General features: G+C 69.2%; 17 protein-coding genes. 8 read left to right on the top strand and 9 right to left on the bottom strand.

What is annotated here, in order from left to right:
- Nucleotides 1-23: 23 nt before the first annotated feature.
- Nucleotides 24-653 carry an exopolysaccharide biosynthesis protein gene (locus ACFJIT_RS04445; RefSeq protein ID WP_379655167.1) on the bottom strand — a complete coding sequence of 210 codons (630 nt, stop codon included), beginning with the start codon at nucleotides 651-653 and terminating at the stop codon, nucleotides 24-26.
- Nucleotides 634-1,950, bottom strand: a complete 1,317-nt coding sequence (locus ACFJIT_RS04450) for a hemolysin family protein (RefSeq protein ID WP_130521230.1) — start codon at nucleotides 1,948-1,950, stop codon at nucleotides 634-636. Before ACFJIT_RS04450 ends, ACFJIT_RS04445 begins: the two co-directional genes overlap by 20 nt.
- A 274-nt stretch (nucleotides 1,951-2,224) precedes the next feature.
- Between ACFJIT_RS04450 and ACFJIT_RS04455 the strand changes: the two genes are divergently transcribed.
- From ACFJIT_RS04455 to ACFJIT_RS04470, 4 genes are all read left to right on the top strand, one after another.
- Nucleotides 2,225-2,851, top strand: a complete 627-nt coding sequence (locus ACFJIT_RS04455) for a DUF47 domain-containing protein (RefSeq protein WP_130521232.1) — start codon at nucleotides 2,225-2,227, stop codon at nucleotides 2,849-2,851.
- Nucleotides 2,852-2,959: 108 nt separating this feature from the next.
- Nucleotides 2,960-4,084, top strand: coding sequence for an inorganic phosphate transporter (locus tag ACFJIT_RS04460; protein WP_130521234.1), 1,125 nt, complete (start codon nucleotides 2,960-2,962; stop codon nucleotides 4,082-4,084).
- Nucleotides 4,085-4,788: 704 nt separating this feature from the next.
- Complete coding sequence (locus tag ACFJIT_RS04465) at nucleotides 4,789-5,136, top strand: MGMT family protein (RefSeq protein ID WP_379655168.1); 348 nt, start codon at nucleotides 4,789-4,791, stop codon at nucleotides 5,134-5,136.
- 251 nt (nucleotides 5,137-5,387) lie between these two features.
- Nucleotides 5,388-6,053, top strand: coding sequence for a rhomboid family intramembrane serine protease (locus ACFJIT_RS04470; protein WP_379655169.1), 666 nt, complete (start codon nucleotides 5,388-5,390; stop codon nucleotides 6,051-6,053).
- 72 nt (nucleotides 6,054-6,125) lie between these two features.
- Here ACFJIT_RS04470 and ACFJIT_RS04475 read toward each other — a convergent pair whose 3' ends face one another.
- Nucleotides 6,126-8,153, bottom strand: coding sequence for a M13 family metallopeptidase (locus ACFJIT_RS04475; protein WP_379655170.1), 2,028 nt, complete (start codon nucleotides 8,151-8,153; stop codon nucleotides 6,126-6,128).
- A gap of 168 nt (nucleotides 8,154-8,321) precedes the next feature.
- On the opposite strand from ACFJIT_RS04475, the gene ACFJIT_RS04480 reads away from it, so the two are divergent.
- Entirely contained in the window at nucleotides 8,322-8,948 is a 627-nt protein-coding gene (locus tag ACFJIT_RS04480) for an alpha/beta fold hydrolase (protein WP_379655171.1), read from the top strand.
- A gap of 98 nt (nucleotides 8,949-9,046) precedes the next feature.
- Here ACFJIT_RS04480 and ACFJIT_RS04485 read toward each other — a convergent pair whose 3' ends face one another.
- The 3 genes from ACFJIT_RS04485 to ACFJIT_RS04495 all read right to left on the bottom strand — a co-directional run bounded on the left by ACFJIT_RS04485 (nucleotide 9,047) and on the right by ACFJIT_RS04495 (nucleotide 15,133).
- Nucleotides 9,047-11,173, bottom strand: a complete 2,127-nt coding sequence (locus ACFJIT_RS04485) for a M13 family metallopeptidase (protein WP_130522941.1) — start codon at nucleotides 11,171-11,173, stop codon at nucleotides 9,047-9,049.
- A gap of 72 nt (nucleotides 11,174-11,245) precedes the next feature.
- A complete protein-coding gene (locus ACFJIT_RS04490) occupies nucleotides 11,246-13,372 on the bottom strand; it encodes a M13 family metallopeptidase (protein ID WP_379655172.1) in 2,127 nt (708 codons plus the stop codon).
- 120 nt (nucleotides 13,373-13,492) lie between these two features.
- Nucleotides 13,493-15,133, bottom strand: coding sequence for a CHASE2 domain-containing protein (locus tag ACFJIT_RS04495; RefSeq protein ID WP_379655173.1), 1,641 nt, complete (start codon nucleotides 15,131-15,133; stop codon nucleotides 13,493-13,495).
- A 123-nt stretch (nucleotides 15,134-15,256) separates the two neighbouring features.
- Between ACFJIT_RS04495 and ACFJIT_RS04500 the strand changes: the two genes are divergently transcribed.
- From ACFJIT_RS04500 to ACFJIT_RS04510, 3 genes are all read left to right on the top strand, one after another.
- A complete protein-coding gene (locus tag ACFJIT_RS04500; protein ID WP_379655174.1) occupies nucleotides 15,257-16,852 on the top strand; it encodes a phytoene desaturase family protein in 1,596 nt (531 codons plus the stop codon).
- A gap of 101 nt (nucleotides 16,853-16,953) precedes the next feature.
- Complete coding sequence (locus tag ACFJIT_RS04505) at nucleotides 16,954-17,412, top strand: DUF2214 family protein (protein ID WP_205956135.1); 459 nt, start codon at nucleotides 16,954-16,956, stop codon at nucleotides 17,410-17,412.
- Nucleotides 17,413-17,483: 71 nt separating this feature from the next.
- Nucleotides 17,484-18,182: a hypothetical protein gene (locus ACFJIT_RS04510; protein ID WP_379655175.1), complete on the top strand. Its 699-nt coding sequence runs from the start codon at nucleotides 17,484-17,486 to the stop codon at nucleotides 18,180-18,182.
- A gap of 46 nt (nucleotides 18,183-18,228) precedes the next feature.
- On the opposite strand, the gene ACFJIT_RS04515 is transcribed toward ACFJIT_RS04510, so the two are convergent.
- From ACFJIT_RS04515 to ACFJIT_RS04525, 3 genes are all read right to left on the bottom strand, one after another.
- On the bottom strand, nucleotides 18,229-19,272 hold the full coding sequence (locus ACFJIT_RS04515; protein ID WP_307183967.1) for a L,D-transpeptidase: 1,044 nt from the start codon (nucleotides 19,270-19,272) through the stop codon (nucleotides 18,229-18,231).
- A gap of 34 nt (nucleotides 19,273-19,306) precedes the next feature.
- The gene (locus tag ACFJIT_RS04520) at nucleotides 19,307-20,071 is read right to left on the bottom strand and encodes a murein L,D-transpeptidase catalytic domain family protein (RefSeq protein ID WP_379655711.1); all 765 of its coding nucleotides are present in this window, start codon (nucleotides 20,069-20,071) and stop codon (nucleotides 19,307-19,309) included.
- 248 nt (nucleotides 20,072-20,319) lie between these two features.
- The gene (locus tag ACFJIT_RS04525; RefSeq protein ID WP_379655176.1) at nucleotides 20,320-23,403 is read right to left on the bottom strand and encodes a TonB-dependent receptor plug domain-containing protein; all 3,084 of its coding nucleotides are present in this window, start codon (nucleotides 23,401-23,403) and stop codon (nucleotides 20,320-20,322) included.
- Nucleotides 23,404-23,455 lie beyond the last annotated feature (52 nt).

Here is a 23,455-nt window from a genome sequence, read left to right on the forward strand (position 1 = left end):
TTCCGGGATCCCGCTCAGCGGGGCTAGAACAGCCGCTGCACCTGATGGATCACCATGTGCGCCAGGTTGCCCGAGGCCACGCCGAACACCGCGATCGCCACCGCGCCCATCACCCAGGCGGCCAGCAGCAGCATGCCGTCGCGCTCGAGCAGGGCGAAGACGTAGAGCAGCAGGAGCAGGCCGAACAGGTAGTTGGTGAACGGGATCGGCAGCGCCAGCAGCACGCCCAGCAGCAACAGCAGCAGGCCGGTGAAGGCACTGGCCAGGCGGCTGTCGAGCATGCCGGGCCAGCGTGGGCGGACGACCTTCTCCAGCCAGCGCAGCGGCTTGGCCAGCGCGTCGCGGAAGCGCACCACCGAGTGCCGCATCGGGCCGCGGATGGCGATGAAGCGCGGCAGCCACGGCTTGCGCAGGCATAGCAGCAGCTGCGCGCCGACCAGCATCACCAGCGGACCGCTCAGGCCCCCGGCCACGCCGGGGATGGGGATGAAGGAGGGCAGCACGCCGATGAACAGCAGCATGCCGAACGCGCTCTGCTGAAGATCGGCCAGCAGGTCCACCAGGCGCAGCCGTTCGTTCGGATCGCCGCGGGCCATCTCGTCCAGCAGACTGCGCGTGGTGGCGGCCCCCGACTCAGCCGACGATGTCGTCATCGTCGGCATCGTCCAGCTTCTGCAGCAGCAGCTTGTCCACGCGCGCGCCGTCCAGGTCCACCACCTCGATGCGCCAGCCGGCCCATTCGAAGTGCTCGCCCACGTGCGGGATGCGGCCGAAGTGCTCGATCACCATGCCCGCGGCGGTGTAGTAGTCCTCTTCCTGCTCGTCGGGCAGGGCCACGCCGCCGAGCAGTTCGCGCAGGTCGTCGGTGGACAGCGAGCCGTCGATCAGCAGCGAGCCATCGTCGCGGGTGGTGACCAGGGCCTTGGGATCGGGGTTCTCGGCCATCTGGTGGTGGCGGCCGACCACCGCGTTCATCAGGTCGCTCAGGGTCACCATGCCCTGGATCTCGCCGTACTCGTCCACCACCAGCGCCAGGGACTGCTGCTCCTCGCGCAGGATCTCCAGCAGCTTCATGGCATGCGTGGACTCGGACACGAACAGCGCCTTGCGCAGGTCGGTGAACAGCTCCGGCGAGTGGTCGGCGATGCGGTCCAGCAGCGACTTGACCTCCAGCACGCCGACCACGTCCTGGTCGTTGTGGCGGTAGACCGGGAAGCGCGAGTACTGCGATTGCCGCATGGTCTGCAGGTTCTGCTCGTAGGGCGCGGCGATGTCCAGCCACACGATGCGCTTGCGCGGGGTCATCAGGCTGTCGGCGGTGCGGTCGCCCAGGCGCAGCACGCGGTTGACCATGTTGCGTTCGTCGTCGTCGATCACGCCCTGCTCGTGGCTCTCGCTCACCAGCATGCGGATCTCTTCTTCGGTGACCGCCTGGCGCGCGTCATCCTTGATGCCCAGCAGGCGCAGCACGGCGCGGTTGATCGCGCCGAGCAGGGCCACGATCGGCTTGGAGATGCGCAGCAGCCCGGTCAGCGGCAGGGCCACGACCGCGGCGATCTTCTCGGGATTGGTCAGCGCCAGGCGCTTGGGGATCAGCTCACCGAAGATCACATAGCCGGCGGTGATCAGGGTGACCGCGGTGGCCACGCCGATGCGGGCGTTGTACTGCGCCAGGCCCGGGAACCAGCCGTCCAGCCAGCCGGCGATGATCGCGCCGATGGCATCGCCGCCGAACACGCCGCCCAGGATGCCGATCAGGTTGATGCCGATCTGCACGGTGGACAGCAGGTTGTCGGGATGCTCGGCCAGGGCCAGCGCCGCGCGCGCGCCGCGGCTTTCGATGGCCTGCTGCTTGAGGCGCAGCTTGCGCGAGGTCATCAGCGCCATCTCCGACAGGGCGAAGAAGGCGTTGAGGGCGATCAGGAACAGGACGGTCAGCAGCTCGAGCACGGCTTGCCCTCCACATCAGGTGACAGGGCGGAACGTGTCCGGCGGATGGCCGCGCGGGCGGCGGGGGGATAAGGGTCGTCGTCCATAAGATGCGCCCCGTACAGGGCGCCGGCGCAGTCTAGCAAACCCGACGTGAGTGCCAATAACGCCGGTAAGGCAATCGGATCAACGACTTGCGCCCAGCTGACAAGCTTGTTGCTGCCCGGCCGAAACGAAATTGTCATAATCGCGCCCTGATGGCCGTCCCTCCCGCGACGGTGGGTGCGAGCGACGCATGTTTTCCCTGCAGACGATTTTCGGTTCCGGCCAGCAGTTCTATACCCTGCTCGACGAGGCGGCCGACGCGGCCCACGAAAGCACCCAGGCGCTGCACGCGATGATGAAGAGCAGCGACCGCCAGCCGGCGCTCAACGCCTTCAAGCTCGCCCGCCAGCGCGAGCGCGCGGCCTCGGACAAGATCGGCCAGGCGCTGGTGGACAGCTTCATCACCCCGATCGAGCGCGAGGACATCGAGGCGCTCGGCTCGGCGCTGCACAAGATCCCCAAGCAGGTGGAGAAGTTCGCCGACCGCTATTCGCTGGCGATCAAGCACCTGGAGCAGATCGATTTCGCCCCGCGCGCGGCCATGCTCGAGCAGGCCGCCGGCGTGGTGAAGGACATGGTCGACGTGCTGCCCAAGATGAACCTGGATCGCACCACGGCGCTGTACGAGAAGCTGCGCGCGCTGGAGAACGAGGCCGACCGGCTGATGCTGGAACTGTACCGGGACATCTACTCCGGCCGCCTGGACTACCTGCAGATGTTCCTGCTCAAGGAGTTCTTCGAGATCCTGGAGAAGGCCATCGACCGCTGCCAGGAAGCCGGCGCGGTGGTCTATCAGATCGTGCTGAAGAACTCCTGATCCCATGCGCTCGAACGCCATGTCGCCCGGCTCCGGGACTTCGCACGCCGGCCTCGCCGGCTCGCGCCTGCATCGCCCATTGAATGCCCCGGCAGGGGAGCGCGCGCCATGCTGACCCTGGTGCTGGTGGTGATCCTGGCCGCGCTGATCTTCGAGTTCATCAACGGCTTCCACGACACGGCCAACTCCATCGCCACGGTGGTCTCCACCAAGGTGCTGGCCCCGGGCTGGGCCGTGGCCCTGGCGGCGGTGACCAACCTGATCGGCGCGCTGACCGGCACCGCGGTGGCGGCCACCATCGCCACCGGCCTGATCGACACCAACGTGGTCGCCGCGTCCTCGCAGGTGATCCTGTGCGCGCTGCTGGGCGGCATCGTCTGGAACCTGATCACCTGGTGGAAGGGCCTGCCGTCCTCGTCCTCGCACGCGCTGATCGGCGGCCTCTGCGGCGCGGCCCTGGCCGCCGCGCACAACAACTGGGACGCGCTGATCTGGTCGGAGAGCGCCGGCACCTGGGTCAAGAACAAGGGCCTGCTGTGGAAGGTGTTCGTGCCGATGGTGACCTCGCCGATCGCCGGCTTCGTGCTGGGCGTGCTGGTGATGCTGCTGCTGTGGGCGATCATCGCCGGCATGGCGCGCGCCGGCGGCACGCTGCGCCGCCTGGCGCGCCCGCGCTGGGTCAATGCGTTCTTCGGCAAGGCGCAGATCGCCTCGGCCGCCTACATGGGCTATGCGCACGGCCACAACGACGCGCAGAAGACCATGGGCATCATCGCCCTGACCCTGATGGGCGCCCAGCAGACCGGCGCGCTGGACGATCTGCCGCCGTGGCTGGCCTTCCTGCATCCGCAGGCGGGCGCCGGCAGCGCCGATGTGGCGCTGTGGATCGTGCTGACCTGCGCGGTGGTGATGGCCGCGGGCACCGCCTCGGGCGGCTGGAAGATCATCAAGACCCTCGGCCACAAGATGGTCAAGCTGCACCCGATCCACGGCTTCGCGGCCGAGACCAGCTCGGCCACGATCCTCACCGTGGCGGCGCATTTCGGCATGCCGGTGTCGACCACGCACAGCATCTCCACCGCGATCATGGGCGTGGGCTTCGCCAAGAATCCGAAGGCGCTGAAGATCGGGGTGATCGAGCGCATCGTGTGGGCCTGGATCCTGACCATCCCGGCCGCCGGGGCGATCGCCTATGGGTTGCTGTGGGGGTTGCAGCGGGTGGGTTGGGCGTAAGCCTGCTGGCTTTGTGCACCGGTGACGGGAAGCTTTCTAGCTTCCCGTTTTCTTTTTTGGGAAGGCAATCGCAACGGCAAAGGCTTTCGTGCCGCTTCGCGGCCCGACCTACTTTCTTTGCTCGTGCAAAGAAAGGTAGGCAAAGAAACACGCCCCGAGACGGCACGCCTGCGCTGCGCGCAGGTCCGCTCCGGGGCGAGGGATTTTCCAAGGGGACATCCTGTCCCCTCGGAAAACGCCGCACATCCCTGTGCGGCGCCCTGCGGGTCTTGTCCTCGCCCCTCCGCCGTGCCTCACGGGGATCTGAAAGTCCAAAGCAGAAGCAACCGCAACAGCCGAAGCCGTCGTGCTTTGGTTTTTGCTTCTGCTGTTGCTCTACCCCCTCACTTGAGGTCGGGCGGAGGACGACGGGTCAAACCCGAAGGGCGACGCGCAGGACGCGCGTCGTTTTTGGAAGGGACATGGATGTCCCTTCCAAAAATTCCCGGCGGCCGGAGCGGACTTTTCGCGCAGCGAAAAGCCGACCGCCAGGGTGTGTTTTCTTTGGCCTACCTTGACCAGCCATTCGGCTGTGGAGAAGCTCTTCTTTGCACAAGCAAAGAAAGGTAGGTCGGGCGGCGAAGCCGCACGAAAGCTTTTGCTTTCAGGAAAGCGTACGCCGTAACACCTAAACCCAGCTGCGGGGCAGGGCTAAACTCCAGCCCATGCCCCCCGACCTCTCCACCCCCGAAGCCCGCGCCACCGCCATCCTCAAGGCCATCCGCGCCGTGCCGGCAGGCCAGGTGGCGGGCTACGGCGAAATCGCGCGGCGGGCCGGGCTGCCGGGCCGGGCGCGGCTGGTCGCGCAGGTGCTGCGCAAGCACGGCGCGCCGGACCTGCCCTGGCATCGCATCCTGCGCTCGGACGGCTCCATCGCCTTCGAGGAAGGCAGCCGCGGCTGGCGCGAGCAGAGCCAACGGCTGCGCGCCGAAGGCGTGCGCGTGGTCAAGGGCAAGGTGGTCGGCCAGCAGGCCGCGGCCAGCGTGGACAAGCAGATCTGGGGCATCGGCTGAGTCCAGGCGCCGCGCCTTTTTCCCGGCCGCCCGGCAGTCCTGGCTGACCTCGTCTTACGGGGGGCTGGCCGTCGCGTGCAAAGGACGCACCGCGCGCCTCAAGCCGCCGTTGTGAAGGGCGCCGACCACCGGCGCGACACGTGCCCAACCGATGGTTCGGCCCAGCCTTGGCACCCCACAGGCTTGCGCGAGCGCTCAGCCGGCCGCACGTATCATGCGTCCCGCTTCCCACTCCCGCTTCGAGGCCTTCGATGTTTCCGCGACTGCAGCCTGCGACCCAGGCGCTCCTGATCGCCAATGTGGCGATGTTCCTGCTGCAGATGGTGATGCCCGATGCGCTCACCGCGCGGCTGCTGCTGTGGCCGATCGGGGCGGGCCAGTTCTACGACGGGGCCGGCTTCATGCCCTGGCAGCTGGTCACCGCCGGCTTCATGCATGCCGGGCTGCCGCATCTGTTCTTCAATATGCTGGCGCTGTGGATGTTCGGCTCGGCGCTGGAGATGGTGTGGGGGCAGAAGCGCTTCTACACCTACTACCTGGTCAGCTTGGTCGGCGCCAACGTGCTGCAGGTGATCGTCGGCACGCTGCTGCTGATGCAGAGCCAGCCGCCGGTGCCGGTGCTGGGCGCGTCGGGCGCGGTCTTCGCGCTGCTGCTGGGCTACGGGATGCTGTTCCCCAACCAGCGCATGATCGTGTTTCCCATCCCGATGGAGATCAAGGCGCGCACGCTGGTGATCATCTACGGCGCGGCGGAGCTGTTCTTCGCCTACACCGGGCGCCAGCCGGGCGTGGCGCATTTCGTGCACCTGGGCGGCATGCTGTTCGGCTGGCTGCTGATCCGCTACTGGCGCGGGCAGCCGCCGTTCAAGCGCGGCGGTGGGCGCGGCGGCAACTCGCGCTTCCGCGTGGTGCGATAGCGCCAGGCGTAGATGCAAAAGAAAAACGCGGCCCGAGGGCCGCGTTTTTCATTGCTCAGGAAGCGAAGCCGCTCAGCGCCAGATGCCGATCTGCTCGGCCGCCGGGCGCACCATCGGATTGCCCGCCTTGCACTCGAAGGTCGCACCGAACTCCGGCTGGTTCTGCAGCGTGGCATCGCTACGCACGGGGCCGGGGGCATGGGTGTCGCTGGCCTGGCGCAGCGTGGCTTCCTGCGGGGCGACCTGCTGGGCCCACAGCTGCGACCAGCTGCGGAAGAAGGTCTGCTTGGCGCCCGGGTTGGCGGCCGGCTGGGCGGCGCTGAAGGCGTCCCAGGCCAGCTCCACGCCGGACAGGTCGGCCAGGTCTTCGTCTCGGGTCAGCGTGCCGTTGACCTTGGTGGCGGTCAGGCCCGGGTAGGCATAGCCGTTGTACTGGCTGGTCACCCGCGCGCCCAGGGCAGTCCAGGCGGTCGCATCGGCCGGAGTCCACCAGTCGCGCAGCTGGCCGCTGGCGTCGATCATGCGGCCCTTGGCGTCGAAGCCACGGGTCATCTCGTGCCCGACCAGCGAACCGAACGCGCCGTACAGCGCCGACACATCGCGCTTGGCGTCGAACACCGGCGGCTGCAGCACCGCGGCGGTGACGATCAGGCGGTTCTGGGCCAGGTCGTAGGCCAGCGCCGGCTGCTGCGGCAGCACGTTCCAGCGGCGCTCGGCGTTACCGCGGCCGATGCGCTTCATCTCCTCGCGGTGGCGCCAGGTGCTGGCGATGAGCATGTTGCCGCCGAAGCTGCCTCGGCCCATCGGCTGCACGGTGTAGTCCAGATCGCGCTTGGGCGCGCCGATCTCGATATCCAGCTTGGCCAGCTTGGCCTTGGCCTCGGTCTTGGCCTGCGGGCTCATCCAGGCGTTGCGGTCCAGGGCGCGGTCGAGCGCGTCGCGCACGCCCTTGGCGATGGCATCGGCCTGCTCGCGGGTGGTCTGCGGCAGGTAGCGCGCGGTGTATTCGCGGCCCAGCATCGGGCCGGCGGCGGTGTTGATCGCCTCCAGGACCGACACCCAGCGCTCGTCGGGCTGGGTCTTTCCTTCCAGCACGCGGCCGCGGAAGTTGTAGGACGCATCGCGCCAGGACTTGGCCAGGTACGGCGCCATGGCATCGCCCACGCGCCAGCGCAGGTAGGCCTTCCACTGCTCCGGCGGCAGGCTCTTGACCAGCGTGTCCAGCTGCGCGAACAGGTTGGGGTCGGCCAGCGAGACGGTGTCGTCCTTCACGCCCTGGGCCTGCAGGAAGTCGGCCAGCTGCAGCGCCTTGTACTGCTTCTTCAGGTCGGCGACCGGGACCGGCGCGTAGTTGTTGAACGGGTTGGCCAGCTGCTCCAGCGGGCGCGAGGCGGTGGCCAGGCGGGTCTCCAGGTCGATGACCTGGGCGGACTGCGCGTCGAGCTGGTCGGCCGGAGTGCCGGTCAAGGCCAGGATCTGCTTGACGTAAGCGCGGTAGCGGCCCAGCAGCTCGCGCGTGGGCGCGTCGCCGCGGGTGTAGTAGGCCGGGTCGGGCAGGCCCAGGCCGCCCTGCATGAAGTAGCCGATGTGGCGGTCCAGTGCCTTCAGATCCACGTCCGGGCTGAAGTTGAACGCCACCGGGATGCCGACCTGGTGCAGGGCGGCGATGGCGGCCGGCACGTCCTTGTTCTTCTTGATGCCGTTGATGCGGTCCAGCAGCGGCGCGATGGGCTTGGCGCCGTCGGCCTCGACGGCCGCCTCGTCCAGGCCGCTGGCCCAGAAGTCGCCCAGCAGCTTCTGCACGTTGCCCTGCGGGGACTGCATGGCGCCGTCCAGCAGCGCCTTCTGCTGCTGCAGGCTGTAGTCGCGCATGTTGCCCAGCGCGGAGATGGCGCCCACGCCGGCCGGCAGCGGGTTGGCCTTGAGCCAGTCGGCGTTGGCGGCGGCGTAGAAATCGGTGCACTCGGCGCTGACCGCCGGTGCCTTCTTGGCGGGCGCCTTTTTCGACTTCTTCTGGGCGAAGGCATCGCCGCTGCCCAGCGCGACGAGCAGGGCCAGGGCGAGCAGGGAGGGCGTACGGGCGTGGCGCAAAGGCGTCATCTTGAGACTTCTAGGTGGTCGAAGGCGCGGATTCTAGCAATGCGCCGCCCGGCGCTACGGTGAAAGATGCGGTTGGGTTCATGGAGCCCTCCATTTCAGCGCTCGGCGACCCGATCCCACCGGCATGGAGCTCGGATAATCTGTCGGCAGCGCCAGGCGAGCATGTTCATGCGGCAGTCGGTCTTCACCTCCAGCACGTCCGCGATGGAGGCCCTGGTCTGGGTGCCGTCCTCCGGACCGACGCCCACGCGGACACTGCTCTATCTGCACGGGGCCGGCGGCTTCGGCAGCGGGCTGGCCGGGCTGTTCGAGCATCCCGATCTGCCGAGCCTGCTGCGCGATGGGCTCGAGATCGATGCCCGCGTCGTGATCCCGAGTTGCCATCTGGGCACGCAGTGGGAACTCGCTGTGCTGTGCCGTTTCCTGGAAGACCTGGAGGCCGCGCACGGCCGGCCATCGCAAGGGTATGACGTGGTGGGATACAGCCGCGGCGGGCGCGGGGCACTGGCCTTCGCCGCGGCCCATCCAGAGCGCGTCCGCAGCGTCGCCAGCATTGCCGGACCGGAGGTCACCGAGCTGCTCGCTCGCCTGACCCACCGGCCGCTCCTGTTCTGTCACGGGCTTTCGGATCCCAAGACACCTGCCGCGCAGGTGCGTCGGATGCATGAAGCGGTGCTCGCTCAGGGCGGCAACAGCCATCTGATGCTGGTGGAGGGCGACCATTTCATCGTGGCGGACCTGTTCCGCGCCGGCCGCATCTTCGCGTGGCACAGGAGCCTCCAAGAAGCACTGTGATGCGTCCCGGCTGGGGCGCCTGGAGAAGCGCGGGCCCAGCAAAGCGAAGGCCCGGACGAGCCGGGCCTTCGGTACAGCGTTGAAGCGGTGACGCAGGCTTACCAGATCACCACGCGCTTGTCGTCCGGGCGGACCATCGCATCGCCGGCCTTGCACTGGAAGGCGCTGGCGAAGGCCGGCATGTTGGACGGGGCGGCGATGGCGCGCAGGGACATCGGCGCGTGCGGATCGGCGTTGAGGTAGACGATGGCCTGCTTCTCGCGCACCGCGCCGCGCCACACGCGGGCCCAGTTGAGGAAGAAGCGCTGGTCCGGGGTGTAGCCGTCGATCTGCTTGCCGGCCTCTTCCGGGTGCTGCTTCAGCGCGGTCTGCAGCGCGTCGTAGGCCACGTTCACGCCGCCCAGGTCGGCGATGTTCTCGCCCAGGGTCAGCTGGCCGTTGACATGCAGGTCCGGCTTGCCTTCGATCGGGGAGTAGGCGTTGAACTGGTCCACCAGCTTCTTGGTGCGCTCCTCGAACTTGGTGCGGTCTTCCTTGGTCCACCAGTTGACGTTGTTGCCGGCGCCGTCGAACTGGCTGCCTTCGTCGTCGAAGCCGTGGCTGGCCTCGTGGCCGATGACCGCACCGATGCCGCCGTAGTTGAGCGCGTCGTCGGCCTTGGCGTCGAAGAACGGCGGCTGCAGGATCGCGGCCGGGAAGTTGATCGTGTTGTCGGTCGGGTTGTAGTACGCGTTGACCGTCTGCGGGGTCATGCCCCATTCCTTGCGGTCGGTCGGCTTGCCGATCTTGGCGATGTCGTACTGGTAGTTGAACTTCTGCGCGGCCTGCAGGTCGCCGTAGTAGTCACCGCCCTTGATCTGCAGCCCGGCCCAGTCGCGCCAGGTGTCCGGATAGCCGATCTTGGGCAGGAAGGTATCCCACTTGGCGATCGCCTTGGCCTTGGTCTCGGCGCTCATCCAGTCCAGGTTCTCGATGCGCGCCTTGAGCGCGTTGCGCACGTTGTCCACCAGCTCGGTGGCGCGGGCCTTGGCTTCCGGGGTGAACACCTTGGCCACGTACAGCTGGCCCAGGCCCTCGCCCATGGCGTGGTTGACCGAGCCCAGCACGCGCTTCCAGCGCGGCTTCTGCTGCGGCTGGCCGGACAGGGTCTTGCCCCAGAAGTCGAAGCTGGCGTCGGCGAACGGCTTGCTCAGCGCGTTGGCGGCGCCGTCGATGGCGTGGAAGCGCAGGTAGGCCTGCCACTGCGCGGTCGGCGCGCTGACCAGCAGCTTGTCAAACTGGGCGAAGAACTTGGGCTGGGACAGCGAGAAGCCCTGGTCGATGCTCACGCCCTGGGCGTTGAAGAAGTTCTCCCAGGAGAAGTGCGGGGTGACCTTGTCGGCCTGCGCCACGGTGACGAAGTGGTACTGGTTCTTCGGGTCGCGTGCATCCACCGGCGAGAGCGTGGCGGCGGCCAGCGACTTCTCCAGGTCGAACACCTGCTGGGCCTGCGCCTTGGCCGCATCGGCCGGCGTGCCGGTCAGCTCGAAGGACTTGGCGATATAGGCCTGGTAGGCCTCGCGAATATCGGCGTACTTCGGATCGGTGTAGTAGTCCTTGGTCGGCAGGCCCAGGCCGCCCTCGTTGGCGTAGGCGATCTGCTTGTCGGCGTGCTGGAAGTCGGCGCCGGCGCCGAACTCGAACACCTGGCCGTCGCCCTGCGCGTAGCGCTCGACGATGTACTTGGCCACGTCCTGGTTGGTCTTCAGCCCGGCGATGGCGTCCAGGGTCGGCTGGATCGGGGTATAGCCCAGCTTGTCGATGGTGGCCTCGTCCATGCCCGCCGCGTACAGCGCGCCGATCTTGTGCTCGACGCTGTCGCTGGCCGCGCTGGTGTTCTTGGCCGCGGCCTCGACCAGCTCGTGCTGGGTGTTGAGGCTGGTCTCGGCCAGCGCGTTGAACGCGCCCCAGCTGGTGCGGTCGTCGGGGATCGGGTTGGCCTTGACCCACTTGGCGTTGACGAAGCCGTTGAAGTCGTTGCAGGCGTCGATGTTCTTGTCCAGCTCGGACACGTCGAAGGACGGAGTGGCCGGCGCGGCGGCGGCCGTGGCCGGCGGCGGCGCGGAGGCGGCCGGCTCGGCGGGCTTGTCCTGCTTGCAGGCGGACAGGGCCGTAGCGACGGCCAGGGACAGGGCGATCAGTTTCGGTGCGTTCACGTCGTTGGACTCACAGCCCGCAAGGGGCATTGGAAGGTGCCGCTTGGGCACGAAGAGGGCGAAGAAGCGAGGCGCCTGCGCGCCTGGCCGTGAGGGAAGGGGCTACCAGATCACCACGCGGTGCGCGTCGTCGCGGACCATCGCATCGCCGGGCTTGCAGGCGAACGCGGCGGCGTACGCCGGCATGTTCGACGGCGCGCCGATGGCGCGGAACTGGGCCGGGGCGTGCGGGTCGGTCTTCAGGCGCACCGCCAGCTCCTCCGGCTTGAAGTTGCGACGCCACACCGTGGCCCAGTTGAGGAAGAACCGCTGGTCCTGCGTCAGGCCATCGATCTTGGGATCCTCCTTGCCGGCGTTGGCCGCCTGCATCGCGTCGAAGGCGGTGTTCAGGCCGCCCAGGTCGGCGATGTTCTCGCCCAGGGTCAGCTGGCCGCTGACCTTGCCCTGCGGCGTGGTGTAGCCGTCGAACTGGGCGATCAGCGCGGCGGCGCGCGCCTTGAAGGCCTGGAAATCCTGCTGCGTCCACCAGCCCGGATCGTCGATGAAGTCGCCCGACGGCCCGAAGCGGCTGCCCTGGTCGTCGTAGCCGTGGGTCATCTCGTGGCCGATCACCGCGCCGATGCCGCCGTAGTTGAGCGCCGCGTCGGCCTTGGGATCGAAGAACGGCGGCTGCAGGATCGCGGCCGGGAACACGATCTCGTTCTGCTGCGGGTTGTAGTAGGCGTTGATCGTCTGCGGCGTCATGCCCCACTCGGTGCGGTCCACCGGCTTGCCGATCTTGGACAACTCGTAGCGGTAGTTGAACGCCTGCGCGGCCAGCACGTTGCCGATGTAGCTGTCGCGGCCGGTGTGCAGGCCGGACCAGTCGCGCCACTTGTCCGGGTAGCCGATCTTGGGCGTGAAGGTGTTCCACTTCTCGATGGCCTTGGCCTTGGTCGCCTCGCTCATCCAGTCGAGCTTCTCGATGCGCGCCTTCAGCGCGGTGCGCAGGTTGCCCACCAGCGTTTCCATCTGCGCCTTGGCCTCGGCCGGGAAGGCGGCCTTGACGTACAGCTGGCCCAGGGTCTCGCCGGCCTGGCGGTTGAGCGTGGCCAGCACGCGCTTGGGCAGCGGACGGATCTGCTGCTGGCCGCGCAGGGTCTTGTTCCAGAAGGCGAAGTGTTCATCGACGAAGGGCTGGCTCAGGTACGGGCTCGCGTCGTCGATGGCGTGGAAGCGCAGGTAGGCCTGCCAGGTCGCCGGGGCGGTATCGCCCAGCATCGCCGAGACCTCCTGGTGGAAGGCCGGGATGGCCAGCGAGAACTGCTTCGGCGCGGCCACACCCTGGGACTTGAAGAACGCGCTCCAGGACCAGTTGGGGGTGAGCTTGTCGGCCTGCTCCAGCGTGACCGGGTTGTAGGACAGCTTGGCGTCGCGCGAGAGCTCGGTGCTGGTCTTGGAGACCTTGGCCAGGCGCGTCTCGAAGGCGATGACCTCGCCGGCCTGCGTGGCCGCGGCCTGCGCCGGGACGCCGGCCAGCTCCAGCGTGCGGGCGATGTGCGCCTGGTAGGCCTGCAGCTTGGCCTTGTTGTCGGCCTTGGTGTAGTACTCCGGATCGGGCAGGCCCAGGCCGCCCTGGAAGGCGTAGGCGATATTGACGCTGGAGTCCTTGAAGTCCGGGCTGGCGCCGAAGCCGAACAGCGGGTTGCGCCCGGCCGCCGCTTCGCTGCGCAGGTAGTCGGTGATGCGCGCGGTGTCGCTCAGCCCGTCGATGGCGGCCAGCGTGTCCTTGAGCGGGTCCAGGCCCTGCGCATCGATCTTGGCCCGGTCCATGCCGGTGGCCCAGAAGTCGCCGACGATCTTGGTCACGCCCGTGGCGTCGGTGCCGGCGGCGGCCTGTTCGGCCAGCTGCTGCTGCACCGCTTCCGAGCGCTCGCTCAGCACCTCGAAGCTGCCCCAGCTGGTGCGGTCGGCTGGCACCGGGTTGGCGGCCAGCCACTTGGCGTTGGCGTAGGCGTTGAGGTCCTTGCACGCCGCATCGGCCGGGCCCAGGTCGGTGGGCTGGAAGGCGTTGAACGCCGGCAGCTTGGAGACATCCACGGCCAGGGCCGGCGGGGTGGCCGGCGCCGCTGCGGCGGCGGGCGCGGCGGCCTCGGTGGCAGGCGCCGCGGGCGGCGCCTTGTTGCAGCCGGCCAGGGCGGCGGCGATGGACAGGGACAGCAGGAGCGGGGTCTTCGGGGACAGGTTCACTGGGGCTTCCGTTCGGGACTGACGATGCCGGTGGCCCCCACGGGGGCGGGCAAGGGGGCGACTGTAGCTCGCCGGTCGGGGAGGCGCGGGGTGTCGAAGGTCATGGCCCGCGCCGCCGCTTCAGCGTGCGAAGGGCTCGCGCACGGCCACCAGGTCGCGGGTGGCGCGCAGCAGCAGGTCGGCGCCCTGCAGGTCCTCGGCCTGCAGGCTGGCCAGGCCCATGCGCAGGGGCTGGCCGGCGGTGGCCGGGCCGGCGCGGCCCGGGCGGCCCTCCAGGTCGGCCTGCAGCGCGGTGGCGACCAGCGCGGCCACATGCGCCTGCGCGCCGCCCAGCAGCGCGGCGAAGCGCCCGGCGTCCAAGCGCGCGGCCAGGTCGTGCGGGCCCTGCGCGCGCAGGCGCAGGGCGCCGGCCACGGCGGCGGCCAGTTCGCCGTTGTCCTGGGCCGAGGACGCGCCGGGACGGATCTCGACCAGCAATAGCGACAGGGGCGCACGCTGGCGGCGCGCGCGGCGCACCGCCTGCTCCAGGCGCAGGTCGAAGCCGGCGCGGTTGGCCAGGCCGGTCTGCGGATCGGTCAGGCCGCGCTGGCGCACGCGACGCCAGGCGCGCACGCCACCCGCGACCAGGCCGACGGCCAGCACCAGCAGCGCCGGCATCGGTGGAAACCACGCCCCGGCCAGCAGCAGCGCCCAGCACAGCAGCGCGGTCACACCCACGGCCACGAACATGGGCGCCCACAGCCGCCGCAGGCCGGGCAGGCCCAGCAGCAGCAAGGGCAGGGTGACCAGCATGATCGACAGCAGCGCCTGCGCGCCGACCGGCATGGGCCAGATGGCGTTGCCTTCCAGCAAGCGGGCCAGCGCATTGGCCTGGACGTCGAGCGCGGGCAGGGTGCGCCCGCCGGGCGCGCGCAGGCGCTCGGTGGGCGCGTCAAGCCGGCCGACCAGCGCCACGCGTCCGGCCAGCGCGTCGGCGCCCACGCGGCCCTCCAGCACGCCGGCCGCCGAGACGCGGGCGATCCGCGTCTGCGCATCGGGGTAGGGCAGCAGCACGGTCTGGCTGCGCACCCAGTGCGCCTGTGCTGGCCAAGCGGCAGCCGGCGCGGTGGTCGATGGGCTGGAAGCGGCCGGCGTGCGGGCATCGCGCCCGGCCAAGGCCGCGAGCGCGCTGGCGAAGGCGGGCCAGCGCGCGCTGCCCAGGCCGGCGCGCAGCGGCAGGCGCCGGGCGATGCCGTCGCGGTCGACCTCGACGTCCACATGGCCCAGCCCGGCGGCGGCCTGGATCAGTTCGCCGGCCGGCAGCAGCGCGGTCGCCGGCTGCGGCGCCGGCGGCAGGTCCGGCACCACCGGCAGCACGACCGCGCCGTTGCGGGCGATCGCCTCGGCCAGCAGCGCATCGCCCTGCGGATCGAACAGGCTCGGCTGGGCCAGCAGCAGCTGCAGCCCGACCGCGCGGGTGCCGGCGGCCGAGAGCCGGTCCACCAGCGCGGCCAGTTCGCGCCGCGGCCAGGGCCACGGGCCGAGCTGGCGCTCGCTGTCCGCATCGATGGCGATCACCACCACCCGCGCATCGGCCGGCCGCACGCGCCCGGCGGCCAGGGTGTCGAACAGTGCGGCATCCAGCGGTGCGGTGACCTGCGAGACGGTCAGCAGGACCACCAGCGCGGCGGCGCCCAGCGCCGTGAGCAGGCGCGCGCCGACCCCGGCGCGACCGGCCAGCCACCGCCGCGCGCCACGGCTTGGGACGGAGCGCGTGTTCACGCTACGCTGGATCTTCCGTTGGGGATCGGCATGTCCGGGGCCTCGCGCGGGGTGTCCCACGATCGGCACGAGTGTATGCAGGCCAGCCACAAACCGTACAAGCCGTCACGAAAATCGCGGCGCGTGAGCCCGCCGCCCTGCGACGTGCTGCTGGTCGGCGGCGGCCACAACGGCCTGACCTGCGCGGCCTATCTGGCCCGCGCAGGGCTGCGGGTCACCGTGCTGGAGCGGCGCGGCGTGGTCGGCGGCGCGGCGGTGACCGAGGAATTCCATCCGGGCTTCCGCAACTCGGTGGCGTCCTACACCGTTTCGCTGCTGCAGCCGCGCGTGATCGAGGACCTCGACCTGCGCGGTCACGGCCTGCGCATCGTCCCGCGCCGGCGCGGCAATTTCCTGCCGCTGCCCGATGGCCGGTACCTGCTCACCGGCGCCGGCCAGACCCAGGCGCAGGTGGCCAAGTTCTCCGCGCGCGACGCGCAGGCCCTGCCGGCGTACGAGGCACGGCTGGAGGCCATCGCCGACGTGCTGCGCGCGCTGGCGCTGCAGCCCCCGCCCAACGTCACCGACGCGGGCTGGTGGAAGGCGCTGCCCGAACTGCTGCGCGGCGCCCGGCTCGGGCGCCGGCTGATGACGCTGGATGCGACGCTGCGCCAGGAGCTGCTGGACCTGTTCACGCTCTCGGCGGCCGAGTACCTGGACCGCTGGTTCGAGAGCGCGCCGATCAAGGCGCTGCTCGGCTTCGACGGCGTGGTCGGCCACTACGCCAGCCCGTACACGCCGGGCACCGCCTATGTGCTGCTGCACCACGTGTTCGGCGAGGTCGAGGGCGTCAAAGGCGCCTGGGGCCACGCCATCGGGGGCATGGGCGCGATCACCCAGGCCATGGCCGCCGCCGCGCGCGCGGCCGGCGCCACGATCCGTACCGACGCCGGCGTCGAGGAGGTCCTGGTCGAAGGCGGCCGCGCGGTCGGCGTGCGGCTGCACACCGGTGAGGCGCTGCGCGCGCGCTGCGTGGTGGCCAACGTCAACCCGAAGCTGCTCTACCAGCGCCTGCTGCGCGCCGAGCATGTGCCGCCGGCCACCGCCGAGCGCATGGCGCACTGGCGCTGCGGCTCGGGCACCTTCCGCATGAATGTCGCCCTGGCGCGGCTGCCGTCCTTCAGCGCGCTGCCCGGCGAGGGCGACCACCTCACCGCCGGCATCATCCTGGCGCCGTCGCTGGACTACATGGACCGCGCCTACCTCGACGCGCGGGCGCACGGCTGGGCGCGCGCGCCCATCGTCGAACTGCTGATTCCCTCGACCCTGGACGACGCGCTGGCACCGCCCGGCCAGCACGTGGCCAGCCTGTTCTGCCAGCACGTCGCCCCGCAGCTGCCCGACGGCCGCAGCTGGGACGACCATCGCGAGGAAGTGGCCGACCTGATGATCGCCACGGTCGAGCGCTATGCGCCGGGCTTCGCCGCCTCGGTCCTGGGCCGGCAGATCAAGAGCCCGCTGGATCTGGAGCGCGACTTCGGCCTGATCGGCGGCGACATCTTCCATGGCGCGCTGACGCTCAACCAGCTGTTCGCCGCGCGCCCGGCGCTGGGGCAGGCGGACTATCGCGGCGCGATCCCAGGTCTTTATCTCTGCGGTGCCGGCACCCATCCCGGCGGCGGGGTCACCGGCGCGCCCGGCCACAATGCCGCCCAGGTGGTCATCGGCGACCTGCGCTGACCTGCCGCGGGCGCCGCGATGCGTGCATTTGGTGACAACCGGCACTGCCTGGGACGGCCGGCGGCGTCCAGTATCGGCCGACTCCTCCGGAAGCTGCCGCCATGTGGATGGACTTCGCGCTCGCCGCCCTGCATCACCTGCTGCTGTTCGGCCTGATCGCCATGCTCGTGGCCGAATCGGTGCTGCTGTCGCGGCCGCTGGACGCGTCCGGCGTCGGCCGGCTGCTGCGGCTGGATCGGGGCTATGGGCTGACGGCCGGGCTGCTGCTGGGCGCCGGCCTTTGGCGGGTGTTCGGCGGCATCAAGGGCGCCGACTTCTATCTCCACAACCCCTGGTTCCACGCCAAGCTGGGCTGCTTCGTCCTGGCCGCGCTGGTGTCGCTGTGGCCGACGCTGCGCTTCCTGCGCTGGCGACGCGCGCTGACCGGCGATGCCGCCTTCCTGCCGTCGCCGGCCGAGACCGCCCGGGTGCGCGGGGCGATCCGTTTCCAGCTGGGGCTGATCGCGCTGATCTTCGTGCTGGCCGCCGGCATGGCGCGCTACGGCGGACTGCGGGTTTGATCGCGCGCGCTGGCCTGGCCTGACGGTCCCGCGCGTTGTCGTAGGAGACCTTTGATGAGACGAGGCAGCGCATGCGAGTGACAGGCATCGGCGCCGCGCTGGTGGTCTGGCTGGCGGTGAGCATGCCAGCCCCGGCCGCCGCGCCAACCCCCATGGCGCATCCCATGACGCCGCAGGGCTGCCGGCCCGTGGCCGAGCGCACCGGTGAGGTCGGGTGCTGGATCATCGGCGAGCAACCGGTCGCCCCCCTGCCGCAGCCGCCGTACTGGCAGATCGACCGCTTCCCCGACCGCGCCAGCGCCGAGGCAGCGCGCTCGCCCAACGGTCTGGTGCTCGAATCGCTGGGCGAGGTCTGGCTGATGACCATCGCCGGCAAGGACTGGACGCCGCCGGCCGGGGCGACGCATCGCGCCAGCATCGGGCCGCTGCCGGTCGATCCGCGCCACGCCTATGCGGCGCAGTACATGGAGGCGGTGTTCACGCCCGGCATGGTCTCGCGCACCCATGTGCACTCCGGGCCGGAAGCCTGGTTCACGCTCAGCGGCGAGACCTGCCTGGAGACGCCGCAAGGCATCGTGCTGGACCGGCCGGGCGACACCGGACGGATCATTCCGGGCGGCCCGCCGATGGCGCTGATGGCCACCGGCGATCGGCTGCGCCGCGGGCTGGTGCTGATCCTGCACGACGCCACGCAGCCGGCCACGACCGTGGTCCAGGACTGGACGCCCAAGGGGCTGTGCGAGGCGCGGCTCAAGCCCGCATCGCATTAGTGCCTGCCGTGGGCCTTGCGTTTCGACGCGAAGCCCGTCGCCCGCATCAGCGTTCCGGCGGATCGGCGTCGATCACCTGCAGATGCACGCCGGTGGTGCGCGGCAGCACGCTGGCATCGGTGGCCACCAGCACGGTGCCCGGCTGCACCAGCGGCAGCACCTGGGCCTTGAACGCCTCGGGGATCACCACCTGTCGGGCCAGGTCCTCGGGCAGCGGCGCGCCGGCGTCGTCCTCGCTGCCGGGCACGCCGATGCCGATCCATTCGGGCATCGGCGTCGTCGGCGTCACGCTGCCGGCGGCCGGCGGCACGTAGCCGGCCTTGACCACATAGGCGTGCGTGCCGCTGCGCAGGTCCGGGCCGCCCAGCTTGATGCGCGTGCGTCCGATCTCCACCCCGTCGCGGTAGACGAACAGGATCCGGTCGGTGCGGCTGAGCACCACCGACAGCGGGCCCTTGCTCGCCCGCGACGGGTCCCAGCGCCAGGGCTGGCCGTCCTCCAGCAGGGGCATGTCCACGTCCTTGCCGGTGGACGGGTCGATCGGGCTGAGCGCGCCGGGGTGGACCAGATCGGCGGCCGAATGTCCCGCTTCGGCCACGACCACGACCATGCCCATGGTCGAGGCGTCGAACAGCTTCTGCGCGAAGCCGGTCGGCAGATGCACGCAGCCGTGCGATTCGGGATAGCCGGGCAGGCCACCGGCGTGCAGCGCCACCCCGTCCCAGGTCAGCCGCTGCTGGTAGGGCATCGGCGCGCTGTTGTACTTGTTGGAGCGGTGGTCCTTGTCCTTCTGCAGGATGGTGAACACACCGGTCGGCGTCTCGTAGCCGGCCTTGCCGGTGCTCACCGTGCTCCAGGCCATCAGGATGCCGTTGCGATACACATAGGCGCGCTGTTCGGTCAGGCTGACGATCACCGCCATCGGCCCGGCGCTCTTGTCATCGCCGGCCCACACCCATTGCCCAGGCTTGAGATCGGCCGCGGCCGTATCGATCGGACGCGACTGTCTGTCTCCCCAGAACGGCACCGCCGCCAGCGCCAGCAGCGGCACCAGCGCGATCAGACCCAACACCTTGGCATAGCGCCGCATCGTGGCCTCCTGGCCATCCGAAGTGGCGATCAGCCTAGCGCGCGGCGATCGCGGTGCCGTGATCGGCCTTGGGCGCGCGCTGCAGGCGCGCCATCGCGCACTGGGCCAGCGACGAGCGGGTCAGCCAGGCCTGCTGCGGGTAGTAGGAGAACACGAACTGGCCGTCCTTCATCACATCGATGATCGGCTTGGCCATCGCCGCGCGCACCGCCGGGCAGCCCCAGCTGCGGCCCAGGCGGCCCAGCTTCCTGCCGGCCTCGGCGCTGACGTAGGGCGCGCCGTGCATCACGATCGCGCGGCTCATGGCCGCGTCGTTGAAGCCCGCGTCCAGGCCCTGCATGCGCAGGGAATAGCCGTTCTTGCCCTGGTAGGTGTCGCGCGTGACGAACAGTCCCAGGCTTGAGGCGTGCGTGCCGTCGGCGTTGGAGAAGGTGGTCGGCACATCGCCGCCCGAGCCCTGACCGTGCGCCACCAGCTCCTTGTACAGCAGCTTGTGCCTGGCCAGATCGAACACCCACAGCCGCGGCGTCAGCGACGAGCGGCTGTAGTCGATCACCGCCAGCCGCTGCGCATTCACCCCGATGCCGTGGGCCTGGGCGCACTGCATCGCCGACAGGCCCAGCGCCAGCACCTGCGGATCGGCATCCGGCGCCAGCGCAGCCAGCGAGGGCGGCGCGTCGGGGGCGGCAGGAAGGGCGGGTGCCGGCAGGGCCGATGAGGCCCCGCGGGGCGAGGCGATGGTGGGCGAATGCGCGGCACCGGGCAGCGCAGTGACCAGCGCCACCAGCGCCGGAATCAGGACAGGCTTCATGGCGGGCATTCTAGCGAGCCACGGCGGCGCCTTCCTGACTGGGGGGCGCGGGCTCCGGATCCAGCCGCGCGATGCGCCTGGCGGTGGCATAGGGCTCGGGGCGTTTGGGTTATTCAACAGGCTCACCGTCAGGTGCCGCCGGCGCGCAGATAGCCACCTTGTGAACTAAAGGGCCAAAAAAAACCGGCCCCTTGCGGGGCCGGTCCGTTACGTGACGCTCTGTTGCCTGCCAGTGATCAGAAATCGTAGCGGGCGGTGAGGCGAACGGCGCGCGGGCTGGTGTAGTACAGCACGCGGCCGTACTGCGGGTGCGCGGTCGTGCGGCTGCTTGCCGAGCGCTCGTAGTACGCGGAGGCATCCTGCGTGTTGAACAGATTAAGCACATCAGCCTGCAGGGTCAGGCCTTCCAGCCAGCGCGGCGTGTAGGCCACATTGACGTTAAAGCTCGACGTCCAGGGCGTCTCGCCAGCCGCGCCACGCGGCGAGAAGTAGTAGCTGTCGCTCATCGGTGCCGCATTGGCGGGATTGTTCGACGCGGAGGTGGCACCCGGGACGCCGCAATAAGCGTAGTAGGCACCGTTGTACAGACCGGTCTTCGCATAGGGCCAGTAGCTGGTGCAGCTCTTCGGGCGACCGCTCTGGATCACGATGGAACCACCCGCGCTCCACTCGTCGTTGAAGCTGTACGAGCCGATCACCTTCAGCTGGTGGGTGCGGTTGTTCGGCAGGCTGCCGTTCTTGCCGACCATCAGCTCCGGCAGGTCCCAGTCCTGGGTCACCGACACGTCCGCCTGGCCACCGTTGCCGGTGTCGGTGGACGAGTTCAGCTGTCCTTCCGCGTTGCCCCAGTTGTGCGACAGGGTGTAGGTCAGGCGGGCGAAGTAGTTGTCACCCTGCCACTGGACGTAGGAATCCAGCGCGCCGTACTTGCGCTTGAGCCTCGGGAACGGCGTGCCGAACACCTCGACGAAGTCGGTCTTCTGCTTGACCAGATTGCCCGTGCCGTCGTCCACGTAGAAGGTGGCCGAGTTGTTGCCGGCGTTGAAGATGTAGCAGGCGTCCGGGCAGATGTCGTCGATGGCGCTCTTCAGCTCGCGGTAGGTGCCCTTCAGGCCCCAGGAGAAGGTCTCGTCTTCCTGGCGATCGAAGCCGAGGATGTACTCGTCCTGGTAGTGCGCCTTCAGGCCCACTGCCGCGATGGTCCGCGGATCCTTCTTCTCGCCGCATTCGACGTTGGAAGAGAAGCTGCCATCCGGGCAGTTGTACGGGCTGTTGGCGCGGGTATACGGGATGGCCCGCAGACCCGTCGGGGTGCCGTCGGCCGCGATCCCGGTGTAGGTGTAGTACTGGGTCGAGCTCAGCGAGGGGTTGGAGCCGCGCACCGAGACGTTGTTCGGCACGGCCAGGTGGTAGCGGCCAGCGTTGCCGTAGATCTTGAACGTGGAGTCCCCGTTGACATCCCAGCTGAAGCCGATGCGCGGAGCCCAGTTGTTCTCCTGCTTCAGGTAGGGCTCGCCATCGCCGTTGTAGTTGGTGAAGCCGTCGTTGCGCAGGCCCAGCGACAGCAGCAGGTTCTCGGTGACGTGCCAGCGGTCTTCCAGGTAGTAGGCCTTCTGCTTGACCGTCGTCTCGCCGCCGTGAGCGTAGTAGCTCTTGCCGACGTAGTAGCCGGTGGTGCCGAAACCGCCGCCGGAAGCAGGCGAGCCCACGTAGTGGCTGGCGTCGATGGCAGCGGCCGGGTTGTTGGACCGGCTGTAGGTCCAGTAGTAGCCGCTCGGGCCCACCACATTGTCGCCACGGAAGGAGACGGCTTCGAAGTAATCGTAGCCCGCGCGCAGTTCGTGGTCGCCCAGCGTGTAGTTCACGTCGAAGCGATAGGCCTTGGTGTCGTCCGCACCGACATAGTCGTAGGTCGGACCGTACTTCTGCGGGTTGGAGATCGAGGCGTACTGCGCGGGCACAACCGAGGACGACAGATCGGCGTAGATCACGCTCGGATCGTAGCCGGCCATCGGATTGGGATAGATGTCGATGTGCTGCTCGCCATACATCGCCGACACGCTCAGGGCATCGGTCAGGTAGCCGGTGTACTTGCCGACATACAGCCGGGTCTTGGTCTCGGGCTTGCTGGTGGCGTACAGCACATCATCGTGCTGCAGCTTGTCGTAGTCATACCCGTAGTAGCTGGCGTCGGTCTTGCTGTTGTCCTGGACACCGGTCAACTCGAGGATGTGGTTGTCCGTGATGTTCCAGTCGATCTTGGTCACCCAGCGCGGGTAGGTGTACTCGTACTCTCCCCAGCCCTGGGCGCGATTGGACGCAGAGATGGCCGAGGCACCCGACGCGGTCTTGCCCTGCAGGTTGCCGGTGATGCGGGAAGACGCGCTGTCGATCTCGGTGCGTTCGGCATCGGCATAGATGAACAGCCGATCCTTGATCAGCGGGCCGCCTGCCCAGATGCCGTAGGTGAAGTTGTTCGACGTGTTCTTGCTGTTGAGCTTGTAGAGCTTGCCGTCGGTCCAGTTCTGCGGCGTGGTGTTGTACGCCGGGTAGTGGTTCTCGGCGCTCCAGTAGCCCGTGTCCGGGTAGTAGATGTCCTTGGCCTTGGCGCGCAGGGACTGCGGCGTGTAGATCGCATAGACACCGCCATGCCATTCATTGGTGCCGCGCTTGGTGATGATGCTGATCACGCCGCCGGTGCTGCGACCATATTCCGCACCGTAGCCGCCGGTCAGCACCTGCTGCTGCGCGATGGCGTCAAACGGAAGCTGCGTCGAACCGATCGCGGTCAGCGGGTTGGTGACCGGAAAACCGTTGATGTAGTACGCGTTCTCCGAGGCCGCGGCGCCGCCGAAGCTGCCCACGTTGGACGACGTGCTGTTGTAGGAGGTCGAGTTGATGACGCCGGGGGCGAGCAGCGCGACGCTGTTGATGTCGCGGCCCACCGAGATGCGCTGCAGCTCCTGTGCCGTGAACACGGTGCGTGTGTCGGTCTGGGACACGTCGATTTCGTTGATCGGGGCGCGCCCGACCACGGTCACCTTGTCCAGGTTCTGCGCTGCGGTGAAATCCACCTGTGCGCCGGAGTTGACCTTGACAAGGACGTCGCGGGTCTGGCCGCCCGAGGTGACCTTGTAGGCGCCCGCGGGAAGGGAGGCGATGGAGAAGCTGCCGTTCGCTTCGGCAGTGACGGTCCGGGTCAGACCGGTGTCGCTGACGATGGTGATGGTCTGGCCGCTGTCAGCCTTGCCATAGATGCTGCCGCTGGTGCTCTGCGCCTGGACCCCGCCGGCGACGCACATGCCCAGTGCAATGCTCAACGCGCTGCGCTTGATCGTCCGCGAAAGCGGGCGAATTCCCCTTATGTTGCTC

This window comes from Pseudoxanthomonas sp. UC19_8 (genome assembly GCF_042700505.1).
GTDB lineage: Bacteria > Pseudomonadota > Gammaproteobacteria > Xanthomonadales > Xanthomonadaceae > Pseudoxanthomonas_A > Pseudoxanthomonas_A winnipegensis.